The 21,580-nt window shown below is 72.7% G+C and carries 17 protein-coding genes; 3 read left to right on the top strand and 14 right to left on the bottom strand.

Annotated features, from left to right (window positions below):
* Positions 1-51 precede the first annotated feature (51 nt).
* The 13 genes from istB to uvrA form a co-directional block, all read right to left on the bottom strand.
* On the bottom strand, positions 52-837 hold the full coding sequence (gene istB, locus AC0VX0_RS05375) for an IS21-like element helper ATPase IstB (RefSeq protein ID WP_010078636.1): 786 nt from the start codon (positions 835-837) through the stop codon (positions 52-54).
* Positions 834-2,357, bottom strand: a complete 1,524-nt coding sequence (locus tag AC0VX0_RS05370) for an IS21-like element ISMlu14 family transposase (protein ID WP_031943827.1) — start codon at positions 2,355-2,357, stop codon at positions 834-836. Before AC0VX0_RS05370 ends, istB begins: the two co-directional genes overlap by 4 nt.
* A gap of 290 nt (positions 2,358-2,647) precedes the next feature.
* Positions 2,648-2,899, bottom strand: coding sequence for a preprotein translocase subunit SecG (gene secG / locus AC0VX0_RS05365; protein WP_036315286.1), 252 nt, complete (start codon positions 2,897-2,899; stop codon positions 2,648-2,650).
* Between the two features lie 81 nt (positions 2,900-2,980).
* On the bottom strand, positions 2,981-3,772 hold the full coding sequence (tpiA, locus tag AC0VX0_RS05360) for a triose-phosphate isomerase (protein WP_010078716.1): 792 nt from the start codon (positions 3,770-3,772) through the stop codon (positions 2,981-2,983).
* Between the two features lie 2 nt (positions 3,773-3,774).
* Positions 3,775-5,022 (bottom strand): phosphoglycerate kinase, encoded by a 1,248-nt coding sequence (locus AC0VX0_RS05355; RefSeq protein WP_044658948.1) that lies wholly within the window; start codon positions 5,020-5,022, stop codon positions 3,775-3,777.
* A gap of 107 nt (positions 5,023-5,129) precedes the next feature.
* A complete protein-coding gene (gene gap / locus AC0VX0_RS05350; RefSeq protein ID WP_044658949.1) occupies positions 5,130-6,140 on the bottom strand; it encodes a type I glyceraldehyde-3-phosphate dehydrogenase in 1,011 nt (336 codons plus the stop codon).
* A 185-nt stretch (positions 6,141-6,325) separates the two neighbouring features.
* Complete coding sequence (locus AC0VX0_RS05345) at positions 6,326-6,952, bottom strand: superoxide dismutase (RefSeq protein ID WP_036315296.1); 627 nt, start codon at positions 6,950-6,952, stop codon at positions 6,326-6,328.
* A gap of 149 nt (positions 6,953-7,101) precedes the next feature.
* Complete coding sequence (whiA, locus tag AC0VX0_RS05340) at positions 7,102-8,067, bottom strand: DNA-binding protein WhiA (protein WP_036315298.1); 966 nt, start codon at positions 8,065-8,067, stop codon at positions 7,102-7,104.
* 31 nt (positions 8,068-8,098) lie between these two features.
* Positions 8,099-9,145: a gluconeogenesis factor YvcK family protein gene (locus tag AC0VX0_RS05335; RefSeq protein WP_036315301.1), complete on the bottom strand. Its 1,047-nt coding sequence runs from the start codon at positions 9,143-9,145 to the stop codon at positions 8,099-8,101.
* The gene (gene rapZ / locus AC0VX0_RS05330; protein ID WP_044658950.1) at positions 9,142-10,038 is read right to left on the bottom strand and encodes an RNase adapter RapZ; all 897 of its coding nucleotides are present in this window, start codon (positions 10,036-10,038) and stop codon (positions 9,142-9,144) included. Before rapZ ends, AC0VX0_RS05335 begins: the two co-directional genes overlap by 4 nt.
* Positions 10,035-11,960 (bottom strand): excinuclease ABC subunit UvrC, encoded by a 1,926-nt coding sequence (gene uvrC, locus AC0VX0_RS05325; protein WP_036315391.1) that lies wholly within the window; start codon positions 11,958-11,960, stop codon positions 10,035-10,037. Before uvrC ends, rapZ begins: the two co-directional genes overlap by 4 nt.
* Positions 11,953-12,624, bottom strand: coding sequence for a lysophospholipid acyltransferase family protein (locus tag AC0VX0_RS05320; RefSeq protein WP_145951129.1), 672 nt, complete (start codon positions 12,622-12,624; stop codon positions 11,953-11,955). Before AC0VX0_RS05320 ends, uvrC begins: the two co-directional genes overlap by 8 nt.
* Positions 12,625-12,664: 40 nt before the next feature.
* Complete coding sequence (gene uvrA / locus AC0VX0_RS05315; RefSeq protein ID WP_144826480.1) at positions 12,665-15,649, bottom strand: excinuclease ABC subunit UvrA; 2,985 nt, start codon at positions 15,647-15,649, stop codon at positions 12,665-12,667.
* Positions 15,650-15,762: 113 nt separating this feature from the next.
* Here uvrA and AC0VX0_RS05310 point away from each other — a divergent pair, with 113 nt between their 5' ends.
* Entirely contained in the window at positions 15,763-16,443 is a 681-nt protein-coding gene (locus AC0VX0_RS05310) for an MBL fold metallo-hydrolase (RefSeq protein ID WP_144826482.1), read from the top strand.
* Positions 16,444-16,473: 30 nt separating this feature from the next.
* On the opposite strand, the gene AC0VX0_RS05305 is transcribed toward AC0VX0_RS05310, so the two are convergent.
* Entirely contained in the window at positions 16,474-17,397 is a 924-nt protein-coding gene (locus AC0VX0_RS05305; protein WP_144826483.1) for a methyltransferase domain-containing protein, read from the bottom strand.
* A 42-nt stretch (positions 17,398-17,439) separates the two neighbouring features.
* Here AC0VX0_RS05305 and AC0VX0_RS05300 point away from each other — a divergent pair, with 42 nt between their 5' ends.
* Together AC0VX0_RS05300 and AC0VX0_RS05295 are read left to right on the top strand one after the other, a co-directional pair.
* Positions 17,440-20,073: a DEAD/DEAH box helicase gene (locus AC0VX0_RS05300; RefSeq protein ID WP_376174039.1), complete on the top strand. Its 2,634-nt coding sequence runs from the start codon at positions 17,440-17,442 to the stop codon at positions 20,071-20,073.
* Between the two features lie 32 nt (positions 20,074-20,105).
* Positions 20,106-21,572: an alpha/beta fold hydrolase gene (locus AC0VX0_RS05295; protein WP_376174037.1), complete on the top strand. Its 1,467-nt coding sequence runs from the start codon at positions 20,106-20,108 to the stop codon at positions 21,570-21,572.
* Positions 21,573-21,580: the final 8 nt, after the last annotated feature.

Here is a 21,580-nt window from a genome sequence, read left to right as displayed (position 1 = left end):
TGGCCAGCTGGTTTGCCCGTTTGGGTGGTGGTGCTGGCCACCGTGATGGGATCAGTTCAGTGGCATGACTCCCTTCCCGGCCATTGCCTGGGTCATCCGTACGGAGTCTCCGGTGGTCTGGCAGACGTGGGCGTGGTGCAGGAGCCGGTCCACGGTGGCGGTGGCCAGGGTCTTGGGCATCAGCTCGTCGAAGCCGGCCGGGTGCAGGTTCGAGCTGATCGCTACGGAGCGTTTCTCGTAGGCGGCGTCCACGATGCGGTAGAGGCCCTCGGCGGCATCGTCGGCGACCGGCAGCAGGCCGATGTCGTCGATGACGATCAGGTCGGCGCGCAGGATTCGGGCGACGGCTTTGGTGATGGTGTCATCGGGCCGGTGGGCCCGGATCATCGCCCCGAGGTCCTCCAGGGTGAACCAGGCCACCCGCTTGCCCTCCTCCACGGCCTGCTGGCCCAGGGCCTCGAGGAAGAAGGTCTTGCCGGTGCCGGAGGGCCCGCAGACCACGAGGTTCTCTCTGCGCGAGAGCCATTCCAGGGTGCGCAGGGACTGCTGGGTCGGGGCCGGGATCGAGGAGGCGCCCGGATCCCAGGTCGTGAAGGTCTTGCCGGTGGGGAACCCGGCGGCCTTGCGCCGGGCGGCGAGCATGGATCGGGCCCGACCGGTGGTCTCCTCGACCAGCAGGGCCTTGAGGACCTCGGCCGGCTCCCAGCGTTGGGCCCGGGCGGTGGCCAGTACCTCGGCGGCGATACCGCGGGCGTGGGGCATCTTCAGCTGCCGCAACAGCGCCTCCAAATCGGCCGGCAGCGCCGGTGCGGCGGTGTTCGGGGTGTGGATGCTCACCGGGCTGCCCCCTCGGTGTTGGAGGTACCGAGGCCGGCCCAGCCGGCGGTGCCCTGGGTCAGGGACCGTTCCTCGGTGGCGGTGTGCATCCCGGTGCGGTGGCCGGCGGCGGTGAGCAGGGAGGCCAGGTCGCCGTGGGCGAAGCGCTGGTGCACCGCGGCCACCCCGAGGGCGCGGTCGACCTGGTCGGTGCCGGCGAGCTTGGCCAGGGTGACGGCCTCGGCCATCTTCTGACCGATCCGGCTGGTGCCGGCCGCGGCGGCCTCCACCAGCCAGGTCCTCGCTCCGGCCCCGATGGCCAGGAACTCGGCCTCCGCCGCCGAACGGGGCACCGGGGTGTAGTCCCCGGGCACCTTGTCCGTCTCGTGGCCGGGGAAGTGCGCGTCGTCGATGGCCGGGGACCCGGGCCGGGCCACCCGGTGCCGGGCGACCTCCACCGGCCCCTGCGCACCGGCGTGCATGATCACCACCATCGAGTCCGGTCCGGTGCCGTGATGGCGCACGAACACCTCGGCCCCGAGCAGGTGCGCGGGCACCGAGTACTGGGCGTTTTCGAAGGAGACCATCGGCGTGTTCTCCGGCACCTTCCGTCCCACCCCGTAGGCCACGGTGTGCGCCGTGGCGGGGATCCGATGCAACGCGCTGGTCTCCTCGGCGAGCATGTGGTCCGGGCGGCGCCGGGTCACCCGGTGCTCCCGGGAGTTCACCATGGCCATGAACCCCGCGCAGGCGGCCTCGAGCTCAGCGAACGAGGCGTACTGGTCCCGCAGGTTGGTGTCCTTCGGGACCAGGTCGGCCTTGGCCAGCTTCACCGCGTTCTCCACCCCGCCCTTGGCGGCCGGATCCGCTGGCTGGCAGGTCAGCACCTCCACGCCGTAATGCCGAGCGAACGCCACGGTGGCCTGGTTACGCACCGGCACCCCGGCCACATGAGAGACCGTCACTGTCTTCTCGTTATCCGTCAGCACATAGGTCGGCGCGCCCCCGATCAGCCGGAAGCACCGGTCCAGGGCGGCGAACACACTCGGAGCCGTCCTATCACGCAGGGCGATGACGATCCGGTAGCGGGACCAGGCCAGCCAGGCCACGAACAGCACCGTCTTGGCCCCGTCGATCGCCGGCCCATCGCCGAAGTCGTACTGCAGCCATGCGCCCGGCTCGGTGATCCAGGGCCGGTGCACCCGGCGCTTCCCGGCCCGCCAGGCGGCCTTCACCTCGGCCACCGCCCGCCGGGTGGAGCGCTCAGAGCCGGTGTAGCCCATTGCGGTGAGCTTGGCGTGCACGACATCGGCGCGGATCCTGCCCGTGGAGGCCTCGACCCATTCCTCGATCTTGGGCAGCCAGACATCGGTGACCTTCGGGCGGCTGGCTCCGGATCCAGGGGTCTGGCCGGCGTCGCGGGCCCGCACCAGCCGGGCCACGGTGTGATGGGAGCAACCGGCCAGCTCGGCGGCGCCCCGCAATGACTTGGTCAGGTCATAGGCACTGAGTATTTTCATGGTTTCTGCGGCATCCTTCATTCAGGGCCTCTTCCTCGCTGGATTCGATTCGACACCGATATCCAACCCGGGGAGGAGGCCCCCGCCGGCTCACGACGCGGCGGGCAACGAGCAACGCGGGCAAACCAGATGGCCAGCACCGGGCAGTTCCCGTGGCCATCACTGGGCAGTCCTCATGGCCGTCAGCGGGTCATTCCCTGGCCACCTATGGGCAGCTTTTCATGGCCGCTTACACACCGGTCCGGGACGCGCGAACGCCCCGCACGGATCTTCCGTGCGGGGCGTTCGCGTCGGGGCCCGGCGGGGCGGCCTCAGGACTCCATGGTCAGTCGCGGCAGGACGCCGAGCAGGGCGATCACGACACCCCAGGCGACCACGGAGCCGACGGTCAGGCGGGTGAGCAGACGCTGGGCGGAGCCCGAGGAGCTCATCGAGCTGGTCACGCCGCCGCCGAACATGTCCGAGACGCCGCCGCCGCGGCCCTTGTGCAGCAGGATGAGCAGCACGATGACCACGCTGAGCACGACCACGAGGATCTGCAGGGCCAGGGTCAGGACGTCCACGGGAGGGCTCCTCGGGTCGAGGTGCGGCCCCGGCGCGCGCCGGGGCCGTCACGGAGAATGCGGTCGGTCGGGCCGGACGGATCAGGCCTGGTCGAACCGGACGATCTTAGCAAACTCGTCCGCGTCGAGGCTGGCGCCGCCCACGAGGGCGCCGTCCACGTCCGGCTGCGCCAGCAGCGCCGGCGCGCTGGAGGACTTCACGGAGCCGCCGTAGAGGATCCGCAGTCCGGCGGCGACGTCGTCGCCGTGCAGTGCGGCCACGCGGGCGCGCAGGGCCGCGCACATCTGCTGCGCGTCCTCGGGGCCGGCGACCTCGCCCGTGCCGATCGCCCATACGGGCTCGTAGGCGACGACGACGCCGGCCACGTCCTGCGCCGACAGGCCCGCGATCGAGCCCTCCAGCTGGGCGAGCGTGTGCTCGACGTGCCGGCCGGCCTGGCGCACCTCCAGGCCCTCGCCCACGCAGATCACCGGGGTGAGGCCGTGGCGCAGGGCCGCGGCGGCCTTGCGCGCGACGAGGGCGTCGTCCTCCCCGTGGAGGGTGCGGCGCTCGGAGTGGCCCACGATCGCGTAACGGCACCCCAGCGCGGCCAGGAACGCGCCGGAGACGTCGCCCGTGTAGGCGCCGGCGTCCTCGGGCGAGAGGTCCTGCGCGCCGTAGACGAGGTCCAGGCGGTCGCCGGTGACGAGCGTCTGCACGGACCGCAGGCCCGTGAAGGGCGGGAACACCGCGACCTCCACGGCCTCCTGGTCATGGTCCGCGTCCGAGAGGAGCCACGTGAGGCGCTGCACCAGGGTGACGGCCTCGAGGTGGTCCAGGTTCATCTTCCAGTTGCCCGCGATCAGCGGCACGCGCGTGGTCTGCTCCGCCATGCTCACGCCCGCCCCTCGCCGGCCAGGGCGGTGACGCCCGGCAGCTCCTTGCCCTCGAGGTATTCGAGGGAGGCGCCGCCACCGGTGGAGATGTGGTCGAACGCGTCGTCGGCGAAGCCGAGCGTGCGCACGGCCGCCGCGGAGTCGCCGCCGCCGACCACCGACAGGCCGCCGGCCGCGGAGGCCTCGGTGAGGGCCTGGGCCACCGCCCGGGTGCCCTCCGCGAAGGCCGGGAACTCGAACACGCCCATGGGGCCGTTCCAGAACACGGTCTGGGCGCCGCGGATCTGCTCCGCGAACGCCCGGGCCGTCTCGGGGCCGATGTCCAAGCCCATGGCGGACGCGCCGTGCGCGCCCGAGGTGAGGGCGTCCACGGCCAGGACCTCGTGCTCGGCGTCGGCCGCGAAGCCGGAGGCCATGACGATGTCCGTGGGGAGCACGATGCGGGCGGCCCCGGCCTCGGAGCGGCGCAGGTACTCGCGGACGGTGTCGAGCTGGTCCTCCTCGAGCAGGGAGGTGCCCACCTCGTGGCCCTGCGCCTTGAGGAACGTGAAGAGCATGCCGCCGCCGATCAGCAGCGTGTCGGCCTTGTCCAGCAGGTTGTCGATCACGGCCAGCTTGTCCGAGACCTTCGACCCGCCCAGCACGACGACGTAAGGCCGCTCCGGGGACTCGGTCAGACGGGTGAGCACCTCGAGCTCGGCGGCGACCAGCGGACCCTGGTAGGCCGGCAGCTGTGCCGCGACGTCGAACACGGAGGCGTGCTTGCGGTGGACCGCGCCGAAGGCGTCGCCCACGTAGGCGCCGTCGTCGCCGGCCAGCGCCGCCATCTCGCCGGCCAGTGCGGCGCGCTCGGCATCGTCCTTGGAGGTCTCGCGGGCGTCGAAGCGCACGTTCTCCAGCAGCAGCACCTGGCCGTCCTGCAGGGCGGCGGCCTTCGCGCGCGCGTCGTCCCCGGTCACGTCCGCGGCGAGGGCGACGTCGGTGCCCAGCAGCTCGGCCATGCGCGCGGCGACGGGGCGGAGGGAGTACGCGGGGTCCGGCTCACCCTTGGGGCGGCCCAGGTGGGCCATGACGATCACGCGCGCACCGGCCTCGGCCAGGTCCCGGATCGCGGGCAGCGAGGCACGGATGCGGCCGTCGTCGGTGACGGTGTCCCCGTCCAGCGGGACGTTCAGGTCGGACCGGATGAGCACGGTGCGGCCGGCGACGCCGGCCTCGAGCAGATCGGTGAGGGTCGGTGCGGGCATGATGCCTCCTGGGGTGCCGGAGCGGGGTCGGTTCACGGTGCAGTCTAGGCGGACGGCCCGGGCCGACGGAGGAACCGTCGGCCCGGGCCGTCGGGCGCCGTGCGGGCTCAGAGCTTCGAGCCGATGAGGTCTGCGAAGTCCATGAGCTGGGAGGTGTAGCCGTACTCGTTGTCGTACCAGCCGATGATCTTCACGGTCTGGCCGATGGACTTGGTCAGCGGGGCGTCGAAGGTGCACGCCGCCGGGGAGGTGATGATGTCCGAGGACACGATCGGGTCCTCCGAGTAGACCAGGCGGCCCTGCAGCGGACCGGACTCCGCGGCCTTCTTGAACGCCGCGTTGATCTCCTCGACCTCCACGTGGCGCGTCAGCTCCACGGTCAGGTCGGTGGCCGAGCCGGTGATGGTGGGCACCCGCATGGCGAAGCCGTCGAGCTTGCCCTTCAGCTCCGGGATGACCTCGCCGATGGCCTTGGCCGCGCCCGTGGAGGTGGGCACCATGTTCTGGGCCGCGGCGCGCGCCCGACGGCGATCCTTCTTGTGCACGTTGTCGTGCAGGTTCTGGTCGCCGGTGTACGCGTGGATCGTGGTCATGATGCCGTCCACGATGCCGAACTCGTCGTTGAGGACCTTCGCCATCGGGGCCAGGCAGTTCGTGGTGCACGAGGCGTTCGAGACGATGTGCATCGACTCCGCGTCGTAGGTGTGCTCGTTCACGCCCATCACGAAGGTGCCGTCGACCTCCTTGGCGGGGGCCGAGATGAGGACCTTCTTGGCCCCCGCGTCGAGGTGGGCCTGCGCCTTGGGGCCGGTCGTGAAGATGCCGGTGCACTCGATGACCAGGTCCACGCCGAGCTCACCCCACGGCAGCTTCGTCGGGTCGGCCTCCTGGAAGAACGCGACGTCGCGGCCGTCGATGCGGAACCCCTTCTCGGTCCGCTCCAGCTCGCCCGGGTAGCGGCCCAGGATGGTGTCGTACTTGGTGAGCCAGAACAGGTCCTCGGGGTCGGCGAGGTCGTTCACGGCGACCAGCTCGAGGCCCTCGTGGCCGCGGTCCCTGAGCACGCGCACGATGTTGCGTCCGATGCGGCCGTAGCCGTTGATGGCGATCTTGGTCATGGTGGTCTCTCTCGTTAGTTCGCGTTGCGTGGTCCCCGTGGCGGTGGGTCCGGGGCGGTACGGTCGAGCGGTCGCGCCCGGTCCGGGCGCGCGGTGGGGACAGGGCCGGAGCGCCGAGCCCCTCCCCGCATCGGGGCGCTGACGTCGTGGGGCCACGACATCAGCGCCCCGGTGCGCGGTGTGGATCAGGCCGGGAGGATCAGGCCGGAGGCGCCGGCGCGGGCGGCCTCGAAGCGGGCCTGCACGTCGGCCCAGTTCACGATGTTCCAGATCGCCTTGACGTAGTCCGCCTTGACGTTCTGGTAGTCGAGGTAGAAGGCGTGCTCCCACATGTCCAGCTGGAACAGCGGGATGGTGGCGACCGGCACGCCGTTCTGCTGGTCGTAGAACTGCTCGATCACCAGGTTGCCGCCGATGGGCTCGTAGGCCAGCACGGCCCAGCCGGAGCCCTGGATGCCGAGGGCGGCGGCGGTGAAGTGGGCCTGGAACTGGTCGAACGAGCCGAAGTACTCGTCGATGGCGGCGGCCAGCTCGCCGGTCGGCTTGTCGCCGCCCTCCGGCGAGAGGTTCTTCCAGAAGATCGAGTGGTTCGTGTGCCCGCCCAGGTTGAAGGCGAGGTCCTTCGACAGCTGGTTCACGGAGCCGAAGTCGCCGGCCTCACGCGCGGCGGCCAGCTTCTCCAGGGCGGTGTTCGCGCCCTTGACGTACGTGGCGTGGTGCTTGGAGTGGTGCAGCTCCATGATGCGGGCCGAGATGTGCGGCTCCAGCGCGGCGTAGTCGTAGTCCAGCTCCGGAAGGGTGTATTCGGTCATGCTTCCTCCTTGGTCAGGCGAGGCTGCGGACAGGACGCCCTCGGCCTCCACCTCGGGCAACCTCGCGTCTCGGCGGCGTATTCCGTCCGTCTCCATTGTGATCGGGGGCGGAGCGCCGGGGCCAGATCCCGTCGACGGTGATCCCGCGCTCAGCCCTCGGAGGCCGCGTCCGTCCCGGGGATGCCCCGCTCGGCGGCCCGCTTGTCCGCCATGGCCAGCAGCCGGCGGATGCGCCCGGCGACGGCGTCCTTGGTCATCGGCGGGTCCGCGAGGCGGCCGAGCTCGTCGAGGGAGGCCTGCTTGTGCTCGAGGCGCAGCCGTCCCGCGTAGCGAAGGTGGTCGGGCACCTCGTCCCCGAGGATCTCGAGGGCCCGCTCCACCTTCGCCCCGGCCGTGACAGCGGCCTGGGCGGAACGGCGCAGGTTGGCGTCGTCGAAGTTCGCGAGGCGGTTGGCGGTGGCCCGGACCTCTTTGCGCTCGCGCCGCTCGCGCCAGAGGGTTGCGGTCTGCTCCGCGCCGACGGCGGCGAGCAGCGTGGCGATCGCCTCGCCGTCGCGGACCACGACGCGGTCCGACTGACGCACCTCGCGTGCCTTCGCCGCCACGCGGAGCCGACGCGCGGCCCCCACCAGCGCGAGCGCGGCCTCCGGGCCCGGCGTGGTCACCTCGAGGGCCGCCGAGCGGCCGGGCTCGGTGAGGGAGCCGTGGGCCAGCAGGGCCCCGCGCCACACGGCGGCGGTGGCCGCCGTCGTCCCGCTGACGAGGACCGGCGCGAGGCCACGCACGGGCCGTCCCCGCTGGTCGATGAGCCCGGTCTGCCGGGCGAGGTCCTCTCCCCCGCGCACGACCCGGAGCACGTACCGCTGACCACGGCGCAGGTTGCCGCCGGAGACCACCACGATCTCCGGGGCCAGGCCGTACAGCTCGGTGATGGCGGCGCGCAGGCGGCGCGCACTGGCGCCGTGGTCCAGTTCAACCTCCACGACGACGCGGCCGGCCACGAGGTGCAACCCCCCGGCGAACCGCAGCATCGCCGCGGTCTCCGCCCGCCGCTCCGGGGTCGCGGCGACCGGCACACGGGCCAGCTCCTCCTTGAGGGTCATGGTCAGCGCCATGCTCGTGCTCCTTCTCGGCGAGGTGCGCGCGTCAGTGGGTCATCGCCTCGTCGATCGCGACGGCCAGGCGCAGCGGGTCGTGGACCTGGGGATCCTGGGCACTGCTCACTCTACTGAACGCCACGCGCGCGCCCATCCGGGCCGCCTCGGCCTCCACCGCCGCCCGGTCGGTGACCGCGTCCACGTCGGCGATCACCACGTCCAGCCGGAGGTCCGGCGCATAGGAGCGCAGCACCTTGAGGTGGTCGGCGTGGGTGAGGCCGGTGGTCTCCTGGTCTCCCGTGCGCAGGTTCAGCACCATGAGGCGCCGGGCGGTGGTGGCGGCGAGGGCCGCGCGCACGTCCGGCATCAGCAGGTGCGGCAGCACCGACGTGTACAGCGAGCCGGGTCCGAGCACCACCCAGTCGGCCAGCTCGATCGCCGAGAGCGCCTCCGGGGTGGCGGGGGCGTCGGACGGGCTCAGGCGGACGTCGGTGACGCGCCCCTCGAACGCGGCGACCGCGAGGGCCACCTGGCCCTCCACGCATCGGGTGCGCAGGCGGCCGTCCGGGCCGGCGCTGAGCACGTCCCCGCCGATGGTCAGCGGCACCCGCGAGACCGGCAGGACCTCACCGTGCGCCCGCAGCAGGGCGCCGGCCCAGCGCAGCCCGTCCACCGGGTCGCCCAGCAGCTCCCAGAGGGCGACGATCAGGAGGTTCCCGAGCGCGTGGTTGTCCAGGGTGGCCTGGTCGGCGGGCACCTCGGTGGAGCGGAAGCGGTGCTGCATGACGTGGGCCCAGGTCCGACCCCAGTCGGTGTCGTCGCACAGGGCGGCCAGCGCCATGCGGAGGTCGCCGGGCGGCAGCACCGCCATCTCCCGGCGGATGGTGCCGGAGGAGCCACCGTCGTCCGCCACCGTGACGATGGCCGTGAGGTGCCCGGCCACGTGCCGCAGGGCCGCGAGGGACGCGGAGAGGCCGTGGCCGCCGCCGAGGGCGGTGACGCGGGCCGTGGGGCGGGACATGCCCGCACCCACCCCGCGCCCTTCCGAACCCATCCCGGGCGGCAGGGGCAGTTGGCCGGTGAGCGGGGACGTCATTCGCGCCCCATGTCCCGGTGCTGGACGTGCACCGTGACGTGGGGCACCTGGGCCAGGCGCCGGGCCAGCTCCTCGGCGACGGCCACGGAGCGGTGCTTGCCGCCCGTGCAGCCGATGGCGAGCGTGGCGTAGTGCTTGTTCTCCCGCCGGTAGCCCTCGAACACCGGCCCCAGCATGGCGACGTACGTGCGCAGGAAGTCCTCGACACCGGGGCGGGAGAGCACGTAGTCCGCGACCGCGGCCTCCGTGCCCGTGTGCGGACGCAGCGCCGGCACCCAGTGGGGGTTGGGGATGAAGCGCATGTCCGCCACGAAGTTCGCGTCCGCCGGGACGCCGTACTTGAACCCGAAGCTCATGATGGTCAGGCGCAGCGTGACGGGGCCGGACTCCGAGAACAGCTCGGTGATCTCCGTGGCCAGGCCGTGCACGTTCAGCTCGGTGGTGTCCACCACGACGTCGGCACGCGCCTTGAGCGGCTCGACGACGTCCCGCTCCGCGCGGATGCCGTCCAGCAGCCGGGCGTTGCCCTGCATCGGGTGGGGGCGGCGGCCGGCCTCGAAGCGCCGGAGGAGCACGTGATCGTCCGCATCGAGGAACACCGTGCGGTACTCCACCCCACTGTTGGCCAGGTGCTGCAGGGCGGCGTACAGCTCCTCGAAGTAGGAGCGCGAGCGCACGTCCACCACGATCGCCAGGCGCGGGAACGCCTCCGGCGAGCGGGCGATGAGCTCGGCCAGCGTGCCGAACAGGGCCGGCGGCATGTTCTCCACCACGTCCCAGCCGTGGTCCTCGAGCGCGTGCGCGGCGGTGGTCCGTCCGGCGCCGGACATCCCGGCGATCACGAGCACCTCGGATGTCGGCGGCTTCTCCGGCTGGAGGGTCTCCTCGATCATGACTCCACTGTATCCGCGGGCGTGTCGGCCGTGAGCGCCGTGTGGACGGCCTCGGCCAGCCGCGGCCCGATGCCGGCGACCTCGGTCAGCCGGTCCACGCCGGCGGCCCGGATCTCGGCGACGGAGCCGAAGTGGTTCAGCAGCGCGGTGCGCTTGGCCGGGCCCAGACCCGGGATCCCGTCCAGGGCGGAGACGGTCATCGCCTTGGACCGCCGGCTGCGGTGGCCCGCGATCGCGAACCGGTGCGACTCGTCACGGATGCGCTGGAGCAGGTACAGGCCCTCCGAGGTGCGCGGCAGGACCACCGGGAACTCGTCGCCCGGCAGCCACACCTCCTCGAGCCGCTTGGCCAGCCCGACCACGGGCAGGTCGTCCAGGCCCAGCTCCTCGAGGACCGCCGCGGCCGCGGCCACCTGGGGCGGGCCGCCGTCGACCACCACGAGCGAGGGCGGGTACGCGAAGCGGCGCCCCGCCTCCTGATCGTCCCCCTCGACCTGACCGGACAGCGGGGCGCCCTCCGCGCGCTCCTTGGCCAGGCGGGCGAAACGCCGCCGCAGGACGTCGCGCAGGGACGCCGTGTCGTCCCGGGCGGCCTCCCCCGTGACGTTGAAGCGGCGGTAGTCCTTCTTCTTCGGCAGCCCGTCCTCCATGACGACCATCGAGCCGACCACGTTGGTGCCCTGGGAGTGGGAGATGTCGTAGCACTCGATGCGCAGCAGGGGCTCGGTGATCTCCAGGGCCTCCTGCAGCTCCCGCAGGGCGGCGGAGCGGGTGGTGAGGTCCCCGGACCGCCGCGACTTGTGCAGCTTGAGGGCCATCTCCGCGTTCTCCCGGACGGTCTCCATGAGGTCCGCCTTCGAGCCCCGCCGGGGCACGCGCACGGCGACCCGGGACCCGCGCAGGCCCGAGAGCCACTCGGTGAGCTGTGCGGCGTCGTCGGGCTCGACCGGGACGAGGATCTCGTGCGGGATGCGCTCCGGCCCCTCGAGGTCGCCGTAGACCTGCTGGAGCAGGTGCGCGACCATCTCCGGCTCGGCGACGTCCTCCACGCGCTCCATGACCCAGCCGCGCTGGCCGCGGATGCGTCCCTGCCGGACGTGGAACACCTGCACCGCGACCTCCAGCTCGTCCGCGTGCAGGGCGAAGATGTCCGCCTCCGTGTTCTCCGGCAGCACCACGGCGTTGCGCTCGAACACGCGGCGCAGCGCGGCGATGTCGTCCCTCAGCCGGGCCGCGTCCTCGTAGCGCAGCTCCTCGACGGCACGGGCCATGGCCTTCTCCAGCTCGCGGATGAACCGGTTCGCGTCCCCGGCCATGAAGTCGCAGAAGTCCTGGGCCAGCGCGCGATGGTCCGCCGGGCTGATCCGGCCCACGCAGGGCGCCGAGCACTTGCCGATGTAGCCGAGCAGGCACGGCCGGTCCTGGGCGCGGGCCCGCTTGAACACGCCCGCCGAGCACGTGCGGACCGGGAAGACGCGCAGCATCAGGTCCACGGTCTCCCGGATCGCCTTGGCCGGGTGGAACGGGCCGAAGTACTTCACGCCGGGCTTCCGGTCGCCGCGCATCACCTGGACGCGCGGGAACTGCTCGTTCATGGTCACGGCCAGGTAGGGGTACGACTTGTCGTCCCGGTACATGATGTTGAACCGGGGGCGGTACTCCTTGATCCACGTGTACTCGAGCTGGAGCGCCTCCAGCTCGGAGCCGACGACGGTCCACTCGACCGCGGCCGCCGTGAACACCATGGTCCGGGTCTTGGTGGCCAGCCGGGCGGGGTCCTGGAAATAGGAGCTCAGGCGGGCGCGCAGGTTCTTCGCCTTGCCGACGTAGACGACGCGTCCGTCCGCGTCGCGGAAGCGGTAGACGCCGGGCGACGTGGAGATCTCGCCCGGAGCCGGGCGGTAGGAGGCCGGATCAGCCACGGGCACCCGGGGCGGCGTTGTAGGCGTCCACGCGCTCCTGCCCCGAGAGCGCGCCGATGGCGTCCATGATCGCCGCCGTCGCGTCGCGGCGCTGCGGCAGGGTGTGTCGACGCCCGGGGTGGCCGAAGTCCAGGGGCGCGCCCACGCGCACGGAGAACCGGTGGGGACGGAAGCCGTTCGTGTCCGGCGGCTGGAGGTGCTGCGTGCCGACGAGGCCCACGGGCACCACGGGTGCGCCGGTGGCCAGGGCCAGCCAGGCCGCACCGGTGCGGCCGCGGTAGAGGCGGCCGTCGCGGCTGCGGGTGCCCTCCGGGTAGATGCCGACGCCCTGGCCGGACTCGAGCAGGCCCACGAGGGACTCGAGCGCGGCCACGGAGGCGGCCTGCTCGCCCCGGCGGACGGGGACGGAGCCCACGGACTCGAAGAACCGCCGCCGGACGCGGCCCCGCAGGCCCATGCCCGTGAAGTACTCCTCCTTGGCGAAGAAGTGGACCGGGCGGGGGGCGAGGGCCTGGAGGATCACCGAGTCGACGAAGGACAGGTGGTTGGAGGCCATGACGAAGGGGCCCCGCGCAGGGACGTGCTCCATGCCGACGACCTCGGGGCGGCAGGTGAGCCGCAGGAGCGCGGCGGCGCTCCTGCGCACGGGCTCCGACGTCGCCATGGCTCTCCTTCGTCCGCGTCCTGCGTGGGTGGGGTCCATGCTACGCGAGCAGTTCCGCGAGGAACCGGCCCGTGTGGCTCTCCGCGACGTGTGCGACCTCCTCCGGCGTGCCCGCGGCCACGATCGTGCCGCCCCCGGAGCCGCCCTCGGGGCCGAGGTCGATCACGTGGTCGGCACTCTTGATGACGTCGAGGTTGTGCTCGATGGTGAGCACCGTGTTGCCCTTGTCCACGAGGGACTGGAGCACGTGCAGGAGCTTGCGGATGTCGTCGAAGTGCAGCCCCGTGGTCGGCTCGTCCAGCACGTAGATGGTGCGGCCGTTGGAGCGCTTCTGGAGCTCGGCCGCCAGCTTCACGCGCTGGGCCTCGCCGCCCGAGAGCGTGGTGGCGGGCTGGCCCAGGCGGACGTAGCCCAGACCGACGTCGACGAGCGTGTCCAGGTACCGCGAGATGCGGGTGTACGCGCTGAAGAAGTCCGCGGCCTCCTCGATCGGCATGTCGAGGACCTCGGCGATGTTCTTGCCCTTGTAGGTGACCTCGAGCGTCTCCCGGTTGTACCGGGCCCCGTGGCACACCTCGCACGGCACGTAGACGTCCGGCAGGAAGTTCATCTCGATCTTCAGCGTGCCGTCGCCCGCGCACGCCTCGCAGCGCCCGCCCTTGATGTTGAAGGAGAACCGGCCCTGCTGGTAGCCCCGGACCTTCGCCTCGGGGGTCTCCGCGAAGAGCTTGCGGATCGCGTCGAACACGCCCGTGTAGGTGGCGGGGTTGGAGCGCGGCGTGCGCCCGATGGGGCTCTGGTCCACGTGGACCACCTTGTCCAGGTGCTCGAGCCCCTCCACGGACCGGTGCCGGCCGGGCACGAGCTTGGCGCCGTTGAGCCGGTTGGCCAGGACCTTGTAGAGGATCTCGTTGATCAGCGTGGACTTGCCGGAGCCGGACACGCCCGTCACGGCGGTGAGGACCCCGAGCGGGACCTCCACCGAGACGTCCTTCAGGTTGTTCTCCTGGGCGCCGCGGACCGTCAGCACGCGCCCCTTCTCCGGGACGCGACGCCGCTCCGGCACCGCGATGGAGCGGCGCCCGGAGAGGTAGTCGCCGGTGACGGACCGCGTGTTCGCCTTGAGATCCGCCAGGGAGCCCGAGTGCACGACCTCGCCCCCGTGCTCGCCCGCGCGAGGACCGATGTCCACGATCCAGTCCGCCTCGGCGATCGTGTCCTCGTCGTGCTCGACGACGATGAGGGTGTTGCCGAGGTCCCGCAGGCGCAGGAGGGTCTCGATGAGGCGGCGGTTGTCCCGCTGGTGCAGGCCGATGGACGGCTCGTCGAGCACGTAGAGGACGCCGACCAGCCCGGAGCCGATCTGCGTGGCCAGGCGGATGCGCTGGGCCTCGCCTCCAGAGAGGGTGCCGGCCGGCCGCTCCAGGTTGAGGTACTCCAGGCCGACGTCCAGCAGGAACGCCAGCCGGGCCAGGATCTCCTTGAGCACCTGGTCCGCGATCTGCCGCTCGCGGTCCGTCAGCCGCAGCCCCGAGAAGAACTCCATGGCCTCCCGCATGGGCAGGCGGGTGGCGTCCGCGATGGACAGGCCGCCCACGAGCACGTTCAGGACCGTGGGGTTGAGGCGGGCCCCGTGGCACGCCGGGCACGGGATCTCCCGCATGAACGACTCGTAGCGCTCGCGGGCGCCGTCCGACTCGGTCTCCCCGTGCTTGCGCATCACGTAGGGGATGACGCCCTCGAAGCCCGTGGTGTAGCGGCGCTCGCGCCCGAACCGGTTGCGGAACGTCACCTCCACCTTGAAGTCCTTGCCGTTCAGGACGGCGTCGCGCTCCGCCTCCGTCAGGTCCTTCCACGGGGTGTCCAGGGAGAAGCCCATCTCCTTGCCCAGCCCGCCGAGCACGCGCAGCCAGTAGTCCGAGGTGGACTTGCCCAGCGACCACGGCACCACGGCGCCCTCACGCAGGGACAGCTCGTCGTTGGCGACGACGAGGTCCGGGTCCACCTGCAGGCGGGAGCCGATGCCGGTGCACTCGGGGCACGCGCCGAACGGGTTGTTGAAGGAGAACGAGCGCGGCTCGATCTCGTCCACGGTCTGCTCGTGCCCGTTGGGGCAGGAGAGCTTCTCGGAGAACGAGCGGTACCGGGGGTTGCCCTCGGCGTCCCGCCCGCCGAACTCCGCGGTGTTCTTCCTGGCCTTCTCGGCGACCGGCTCCACGTCCACGAACTCGGCGACGACGAGGCCGTCCGCCAGCTTCAGGGCGGTCTCCACCGAGTCGGTGAGGCGCTGGCGGATGCCCTCCTTCATGGCGAGGCGGTCCACGACGACGGCGATGGTGTGCTTGACCTGCTTCTTCAGCACGGGCGGGTCCGAGAGCTGGACGGTCTCCCCGTCCACGACGGCGCGGGCGAAGCCCTGCGTGGACAGGTCCTGGAACAGGTCCACGAACTCGCCCTTGCGGCCGCGGACCACGGGCGCGAGCACCTGGAAGCGGGTGCGCTCGGGCAGCTCCTCGAGCTGGTCCACGATCTGCTGCGGGGTCTGCCGGCTCACCGGCTCCCCGCACTGCGGGCAGTGCGGCACCCCGACGCGCGCCCAGAGCAGGCGCATGTAGTCGTAGATCTCGGTGATGGTCCCCACCGTGGAGCGCGGGTTGCGGTTGGTGGACTTCTGGTCGATGGACACGGCCGGGGACAGGCCCTCGATGAAGTCCACGTCCGGCTTGTCCACCCGGCCCAGGAACATGCGGGCGTAGGAGGAGAGCGACTCGACGTAGCGTCGCTGGCCCTCGGCGAAGATCGTGTCGAAGGCCAGGGAGGACTTGCCCGAGCCGGACAGACCCGTGAACACGACCATGGCGTCCCGCGGGAAGCTGACGTCCACGTCCTTCAGGTTGTGCTCGCGGGCGCCCTGGACGACGATGCGGTCCCGCTCGCCCGAGCGCGCGCCGCCGGGGCCGGAGGCGAGGCCGCCGGCGTGGGTCTCGACGGCGGAGGAGACGGTGGTGGAGGAGTTCTTGGGCACGCGGCCAGCATAGGGGCGGCACGGACACGACACCGGGGTCTCGCCTATGGGCGAACCCACCGCGGGCTGGGCCCGCCCTGGCGCCTCGCCGCCCCGTCCGTACACTGTTGCGCATGCCCGAGACCGCCCGGAACCGCCTCCTGCACGATCTGCCCGCCGTCACGGTGCGCACCTGCTCCGTGTCGGAGATGGACAACAACGTGTACCTGCTCACCTCCAAGACCACGGGGGCGCAGGTGCTGATCGACGCCGCCGACGACGCCGAGGCCATCCGCGACCTCATCGCCTCGGCCGCGGACGACACCCCGTGCGAGCCGCGCCTCGAGATGATCGTCACCACGCACCGGCACTGGGACCACGTGCGCGCGTTGCCGGCGCTGGCGTCCCTGACCGGGGCCCGCACGGCGGCCGGCGAGGACGACGCCGACGCGATCGCCGAGGCCACGGGGGTCGCCCCCGACGTGCGCCTGCGCCACGGGGACACCGTGGGGGCGGACGGGCTCCGGCTCGAGGTCGTGGCCCTGCGCGGCCACACGCCCGGGTCCATCGCGCTGGTGTGCCGCCCCGAGGCGGACGAGCCGGCCGTGCTCTTCACCGGCGACGCCCTCTTCCCGGGCGGGGTGGGCAACACCGAGGGCGACGACGGCCGGTTCCGTCAGCTGTTCACGGACGTCACCGATCGGATCTTCGACGCGTTCGACGACGACGTGGTGGTCCACCCCGGCCACGGCGCCTCCACGACCCTGGGCGCCGAGCGCCCCCACCTGCCGGAGTGGGCCGAGCGCGGCTGGTGACGGCCCGCCCGGGCACTCCCGGGCCCGGCGTCAGGCCGGCTTCTGCCCGACCATGAACAGGCGCCGGGCCGGGAAGATCGTCACCGGGCCGCCGTCGTCGGCCGTGACGCCGGGCACCGGCGGGTACGCCTCGCGCATGGCGGCGCGGTACCGGTCCACGAACGCCTCGAGCAGCCCGGCGCCCTCGGCGGCGCCCTCCTCGGCGTCCCAGCGGGCCAGAGCCTGCAGGCTCGGTCGCAGGGCCGCGCCGGAGGTCCACCGGAACACCGGGTCCTCGCCCGTCAGCACCTGCTGGTACTCCGTCTCCCAGACGACCGGGGACCACCCCGCCTCGAGGAATAGCCGCGTGTACTCCTCGGGCGGCGCCACGGTGCGGGTCGTCGCCACCCCGTGCAGCGGCTCGGAGAAGGCCGGGTCCTCCGCCAGCGCCACGATCGCCGCGTGGGAGGGCTGCTCGTAGGGCCGCGGGATCTGCGCCGCGAACCACGCCCCCGGCGTGAGGTCCCCGAGCCAGCGCCGGATCAGGCGACGGTGCGTCGGGATCCACTGGAGCATCGCGTTGGACACCACGACGTCCGTCGCCCCCGACGGGCGCCACTGCGAGGCGTCGACCGCCTCGAAGCGCAGGTTGGCGGGGGCGCCCGTGCGGGCCGCCTGCTCCCGGGCCCGCTCCAGCATGGCGGGCGAGTCGTCCAGACCGATCACCTCGGCGTCCGGCCAGCGCTCGGCCAGCGTCCGGGTCAGGGTCCCCGGGCCGCAGCCCAGGTCCACCACGACGCGCGGGGCCTCGGCGCGCACGCGCCCCACCAGGTCGTGGAAGGGGCGGGCGCGGTGTTCGGCGAAGCCCTCGTACTGCGCGGGATCCCAGGTGAACCCCCCGCCCTGTCGGCCGGTCACGTCCCCCACGACGGCGTCGGTGTCCGGGTGCGGGCTCTCAGGCGCGATCTGACTCATGGCGGCACCGTATCGCGCGGAGCGGCCGATACGCTGGGAGCGATGACTTCTCCCGCCACGAACCCGCCCTCGCTGACCGACCGCATCGACGCGCTCCCGCCGGCCCCGGACGCCGACGACGTCTTCGGGGCCTTCGCGGCCTGGACCGAGGACCGCGGCATCACGCTCTACCCCGCCCAGGAGGAGGCCGCCCTCGAGCTGGTCCAGGGCCGGCACGTGATCCTGGCGACGCCCACCGGCTCCGGCAAGTCCCTGGTGGCGCTGGCTGCACACGCCGACGCACTCGCCCACGACGCCGTCTCCTACTACACGGCGCCGATCAAGGCGCTCGTCTCGGAGAAGTTCTTCGCGCTGGTGGACGTGTTCGGCGCGGAGAATGTGGGCATGGTCACGGGTGACTCCACCGTCAACGGTGACGCCCCGATCATCTGCTGCACCGCCGAGATCCTCGCCAACCGCGCGCTGCGCGAGGGCTCGGGCATGGAGATCGGCACCGTGGTGATGGACGAGTTCCACTACTACGCGGACCCCTCCCGCGGCTGGGCCTGGCAGGTGCCCCTCCTCGAGCTGCCGCAGGCCCGGTTCCTGCTGATGTCGGCCACCCTCGGCGACACGACCCGCCTCGAGGCGGACCTGACCGAGCGCACCGGGCGCGAGGTCGCCGTCGTCGCCCACGCGCAGCGCCCCATCCCGCTGACGTTCGAGTGGTCCGAGGTGCCGCTGCAGGAGAAGGTCGAGGAGCTCGTGGGCACCCACCAGGCACCGGTGTACATCGTGCACTTCTCGCAGCTGGACGCCGTGGAGACGGCCCAGGGGCTGTCCTCGATCTCGGTGACGTCCAGGGAGGAGAAGGAGGCGATCGCCGCGCGGATCGCCGGCTTCCGCTTCTCCGCGGGCTTCGGGCACACCCTGAACCGCCTCGTCCGGGCGGGCATCGGCGTGCACCACGCGGGCATGCTGCCCAAGTACCGCCGCCTCGTGGAGAAGCTGGCCCAGGACGGGCTGCTCAAGGTCATCTGCGGCACGGACACGCTCGGCGTCGGGATCAACGTGCCGATCCGCACCGTGCTGCTCACCGCGCTGTCCAAGTTCGACGGCGAGAAGACCCGCCTGCTCCAGGCCCGCGAGTTCCACCAGATCGCCGGCCGGGCGGGCCGGGCCGGCTTCGACACCTCCGGCACCGTGGTGGTCCAGGCCCCCGAGCACGTGATCGAGAACAAGGCGGCCGAGCGCAAGGCCGCGGCGAAGTTCGCGAACGTCAAGGACGAGGCCGAGCGGGCCAAGCGCATGAAGCAGTCCGTGAAGTCCGGCAAGCGCAAGACCCCGCCGGCCGGCTTCGTCTCGTGGGGGCCGGCGACGTTCGAGCGCCTCGTCTCCGCCGAGCCGGAGCCGCTGGTCTCCCGCATGCGGATCACGCACTCCATGCTGCTGAACATCCTCGACCGGCCCGGCGACCCGGTCATCGCGGTCCGGCGCCTGCTGCGCGGCACCCACGAGACCCCGGCCCGCCAGGCGGTGCTCATGCGCCGCGCGCTCGGGATCTTCCGGGAGCTGCTGGCCACGGGCGTCGTCGAGCGTCTGCCCGAGCCGGACGCCGAGGGCCGCACCGTGGACCTCACGGTGGACCTGCAGCCGGACTTCGCGCTCAACCAGCCGCTCTCCCCCTTCGCCCTCGCCGCGCTCGACCTGCTGGACCCGGCCGATCCCGACCACGCGCTCGACGTCGTCTCCGTGATCGAGGCGACCCTCGACCCGCCGCGCCAGGTGCTCTCCGCCCAGGTCAAGCACGCCAAGGGCGAGGCCGTGGCCGCCATGAAGGCCGAGGGCATGGACTACAACGACCGCATGCGGGCCCTCGACGAGATCACCCACCCGCGGCCGCTGGCCGAGCTCCTCGAGCAGCAGTTCGAGCTCTACCGGCAGGACGCCCCGTGGCTCGCGGAGTTCGAGCTGACCCCCAAGTCCGTGGTGCGCGACATGTTCGAGCGGGCCATGGGCTTCGGCGACTACGTGCGGTTCTACGGGATCGCCCGGTCCGAGGGCGTGCTGCTGCGCTACCTCACGGACGCGGTCAAGGCACTGCGCCACACCGTCCCCGAGGCGGCCCGCACCGAGGAGCTCCAGGTGCTGCTGGACTGGCTCGACGAGATGGTGAAGCAGACCGACTCGTCCCTCCTGGAGGAGTGGGAGGACCTGGTGGCCGGGGACATCGACGAGCTGCGCCGGGACATGGAGGCGCTCGAGCCGCCGGCCCCGCCTCGCCTGACGGACAACGAGCCCGTGTTCCGGGTGATGGTCCGCAACGCGATGTTCCAGCGGGTGCGCCTGTTCGGCGACGAGCGGGACGAGGCGCTCGCGCGCCTGTCCGGCGAGCTGTCCGCCGACGACTGGGCCGACGCCCTCGACGCCTACTTCGACGACCACGAGGACATCGACGACGGCCCCGCCGCGCGCGGCCCCGAGCTGTTCCGCGTGGCCGCGGCCCCCGACGTCGCCGCCCCGCTGGAGCTGGCCGGCCCGCGCTGGTGGGCGGTGCGGCAGGTCCTGAAGGACCCGGACGGGGACCTGGACCACGGGATCAACGCCGTGGTCGACCTGGACGCCTCCGACGAGGCGGGCCATCCCGTGATCCGGGTGGTCTCCGTGGGCGCGCCCGAGTCCGGGTGGGGCCTGTGAGCGCCGGGGACGCTCGGGCGGCAGGACGGCCCGTGGCGGGCGACCCGCGCGGCTTCGCTCCCCTCGAGCCGGCCCGCCACCGCGTGGGCGAGCGCACCGAGCTCTACGACGGCACCGTCACGGTGGACCACTGGTTCTCGGTGCCGATCGACCACGCGCTGGGCCTCGCCGAGGCCGAGGCGCAGGACGCGGCGGGCACCGGCGTCGGGCCGCACGGGCGCGGCACGCTGACCGTCTTCGCCCGCGAGATCCGGGCGAAGGACGACCCCGAGGGCGAGCGCCCCTGGGCCCTGTACCTCCAGGGTGGCCCCGGCAGTGCCGGGCCCCGCCCGGCGCGCCTGAGCGGCTGGCTCGGCGCGCTGGCCGAGAGCCACCGCGTGCTGCTGCTGGACCAGCGCGGCACGGGGCGTTCGACCCCGGCCACTGTGGCGACCCTGACCGCCCCGGGCGCCTTCGCCACGGACGAGGCGCGCGCCGAGCACCTGGTGCACCTGCGGGCGCCCTCGATCGTGCGGGACGCCGAGATGCTGCGCCTCGCCCTCGGCGCCGGGCCGTGGACCACACTGGGCCAGAGCTTCGGCGGGTTCTGCACGCTGAGCTATCTCTCCTTCCACCCGGAGGGCCTGCAGCGCAGCCTGGTGACCGGCGGCCTCGCCCCGCTCACCGGCCACGCCGACCGGGTCTACCGGGCCACCTACGCCCGGATGCGCGCCCGCACCGAGGAGTTCTTCGACCGGCACCCGGCCGACCGCGACGCGTGGTCGGAGGCCGTGGGGCTGATCCGCGCCGCCGAGGCCGCGGGCGCCCCGATCCCCCTGCCCGGCGGCGGGCCGCTCACCGTGGGACGGGCCCAGGGTCTGGGCATGCTGCTGGGCGGCAACACCAGCGTGGACCGCCTGCACTGGGTCCTCGCCGAGGCCGTGGACCGCACCGGACCCGCGCCGCGCCTGTCCGAGACGTTCCTGGCCGCCGTCGCCGACCAGGACGACCGCCTCGTCAACCCGCTCTACACCGTGCTGCACGAGGCGATCTACGCGCAGCCGGCGGACCTGGCCGGCGGCCGGGCGGACACCGGCTGGTCGGCGTCCCGGATGCTCGCCGAGCACCCGGACTTCGACCCGGAGGCGACCACGGTCCCGCTGCCCACGGGCGAACACGTCATGCCCTGGTCCGTCGAGGTCGACCCCCGGCTGCGGCCCCTGGCCGGCACGGCGCGGCTGCTCGCCGAGCGCACGCAGTGGGGCCCGCTCTACGACGTGGCTGCCCTGGCGCAGAACACCGTCCCCGTGGCCGCCGCGGTCTACGCCGACGACGTGTACGTGGACCGGGACCTCTCGCTCGAGACGGCGCGGCGCGTCCGCGGCCTGCAGGTGTGGGAGACCGACGCCTTCCACCACGACGGCATCGCCGACGACGGACCGGCGATCCTCGAGCGGCTCCTGGCGATGACCGCGCCGGACGGCGCCGGGACGACGACGGCCCCCGACCCGGTCGACTGACCGGCCCG

The organism is Micrococcus sp. iso_26 (assembly GCF_056172975.1).
Note: the sequence above shows the minus strand (reverse complement) of the source record. Positions and strands in the feature narration are given on the sequence as shown.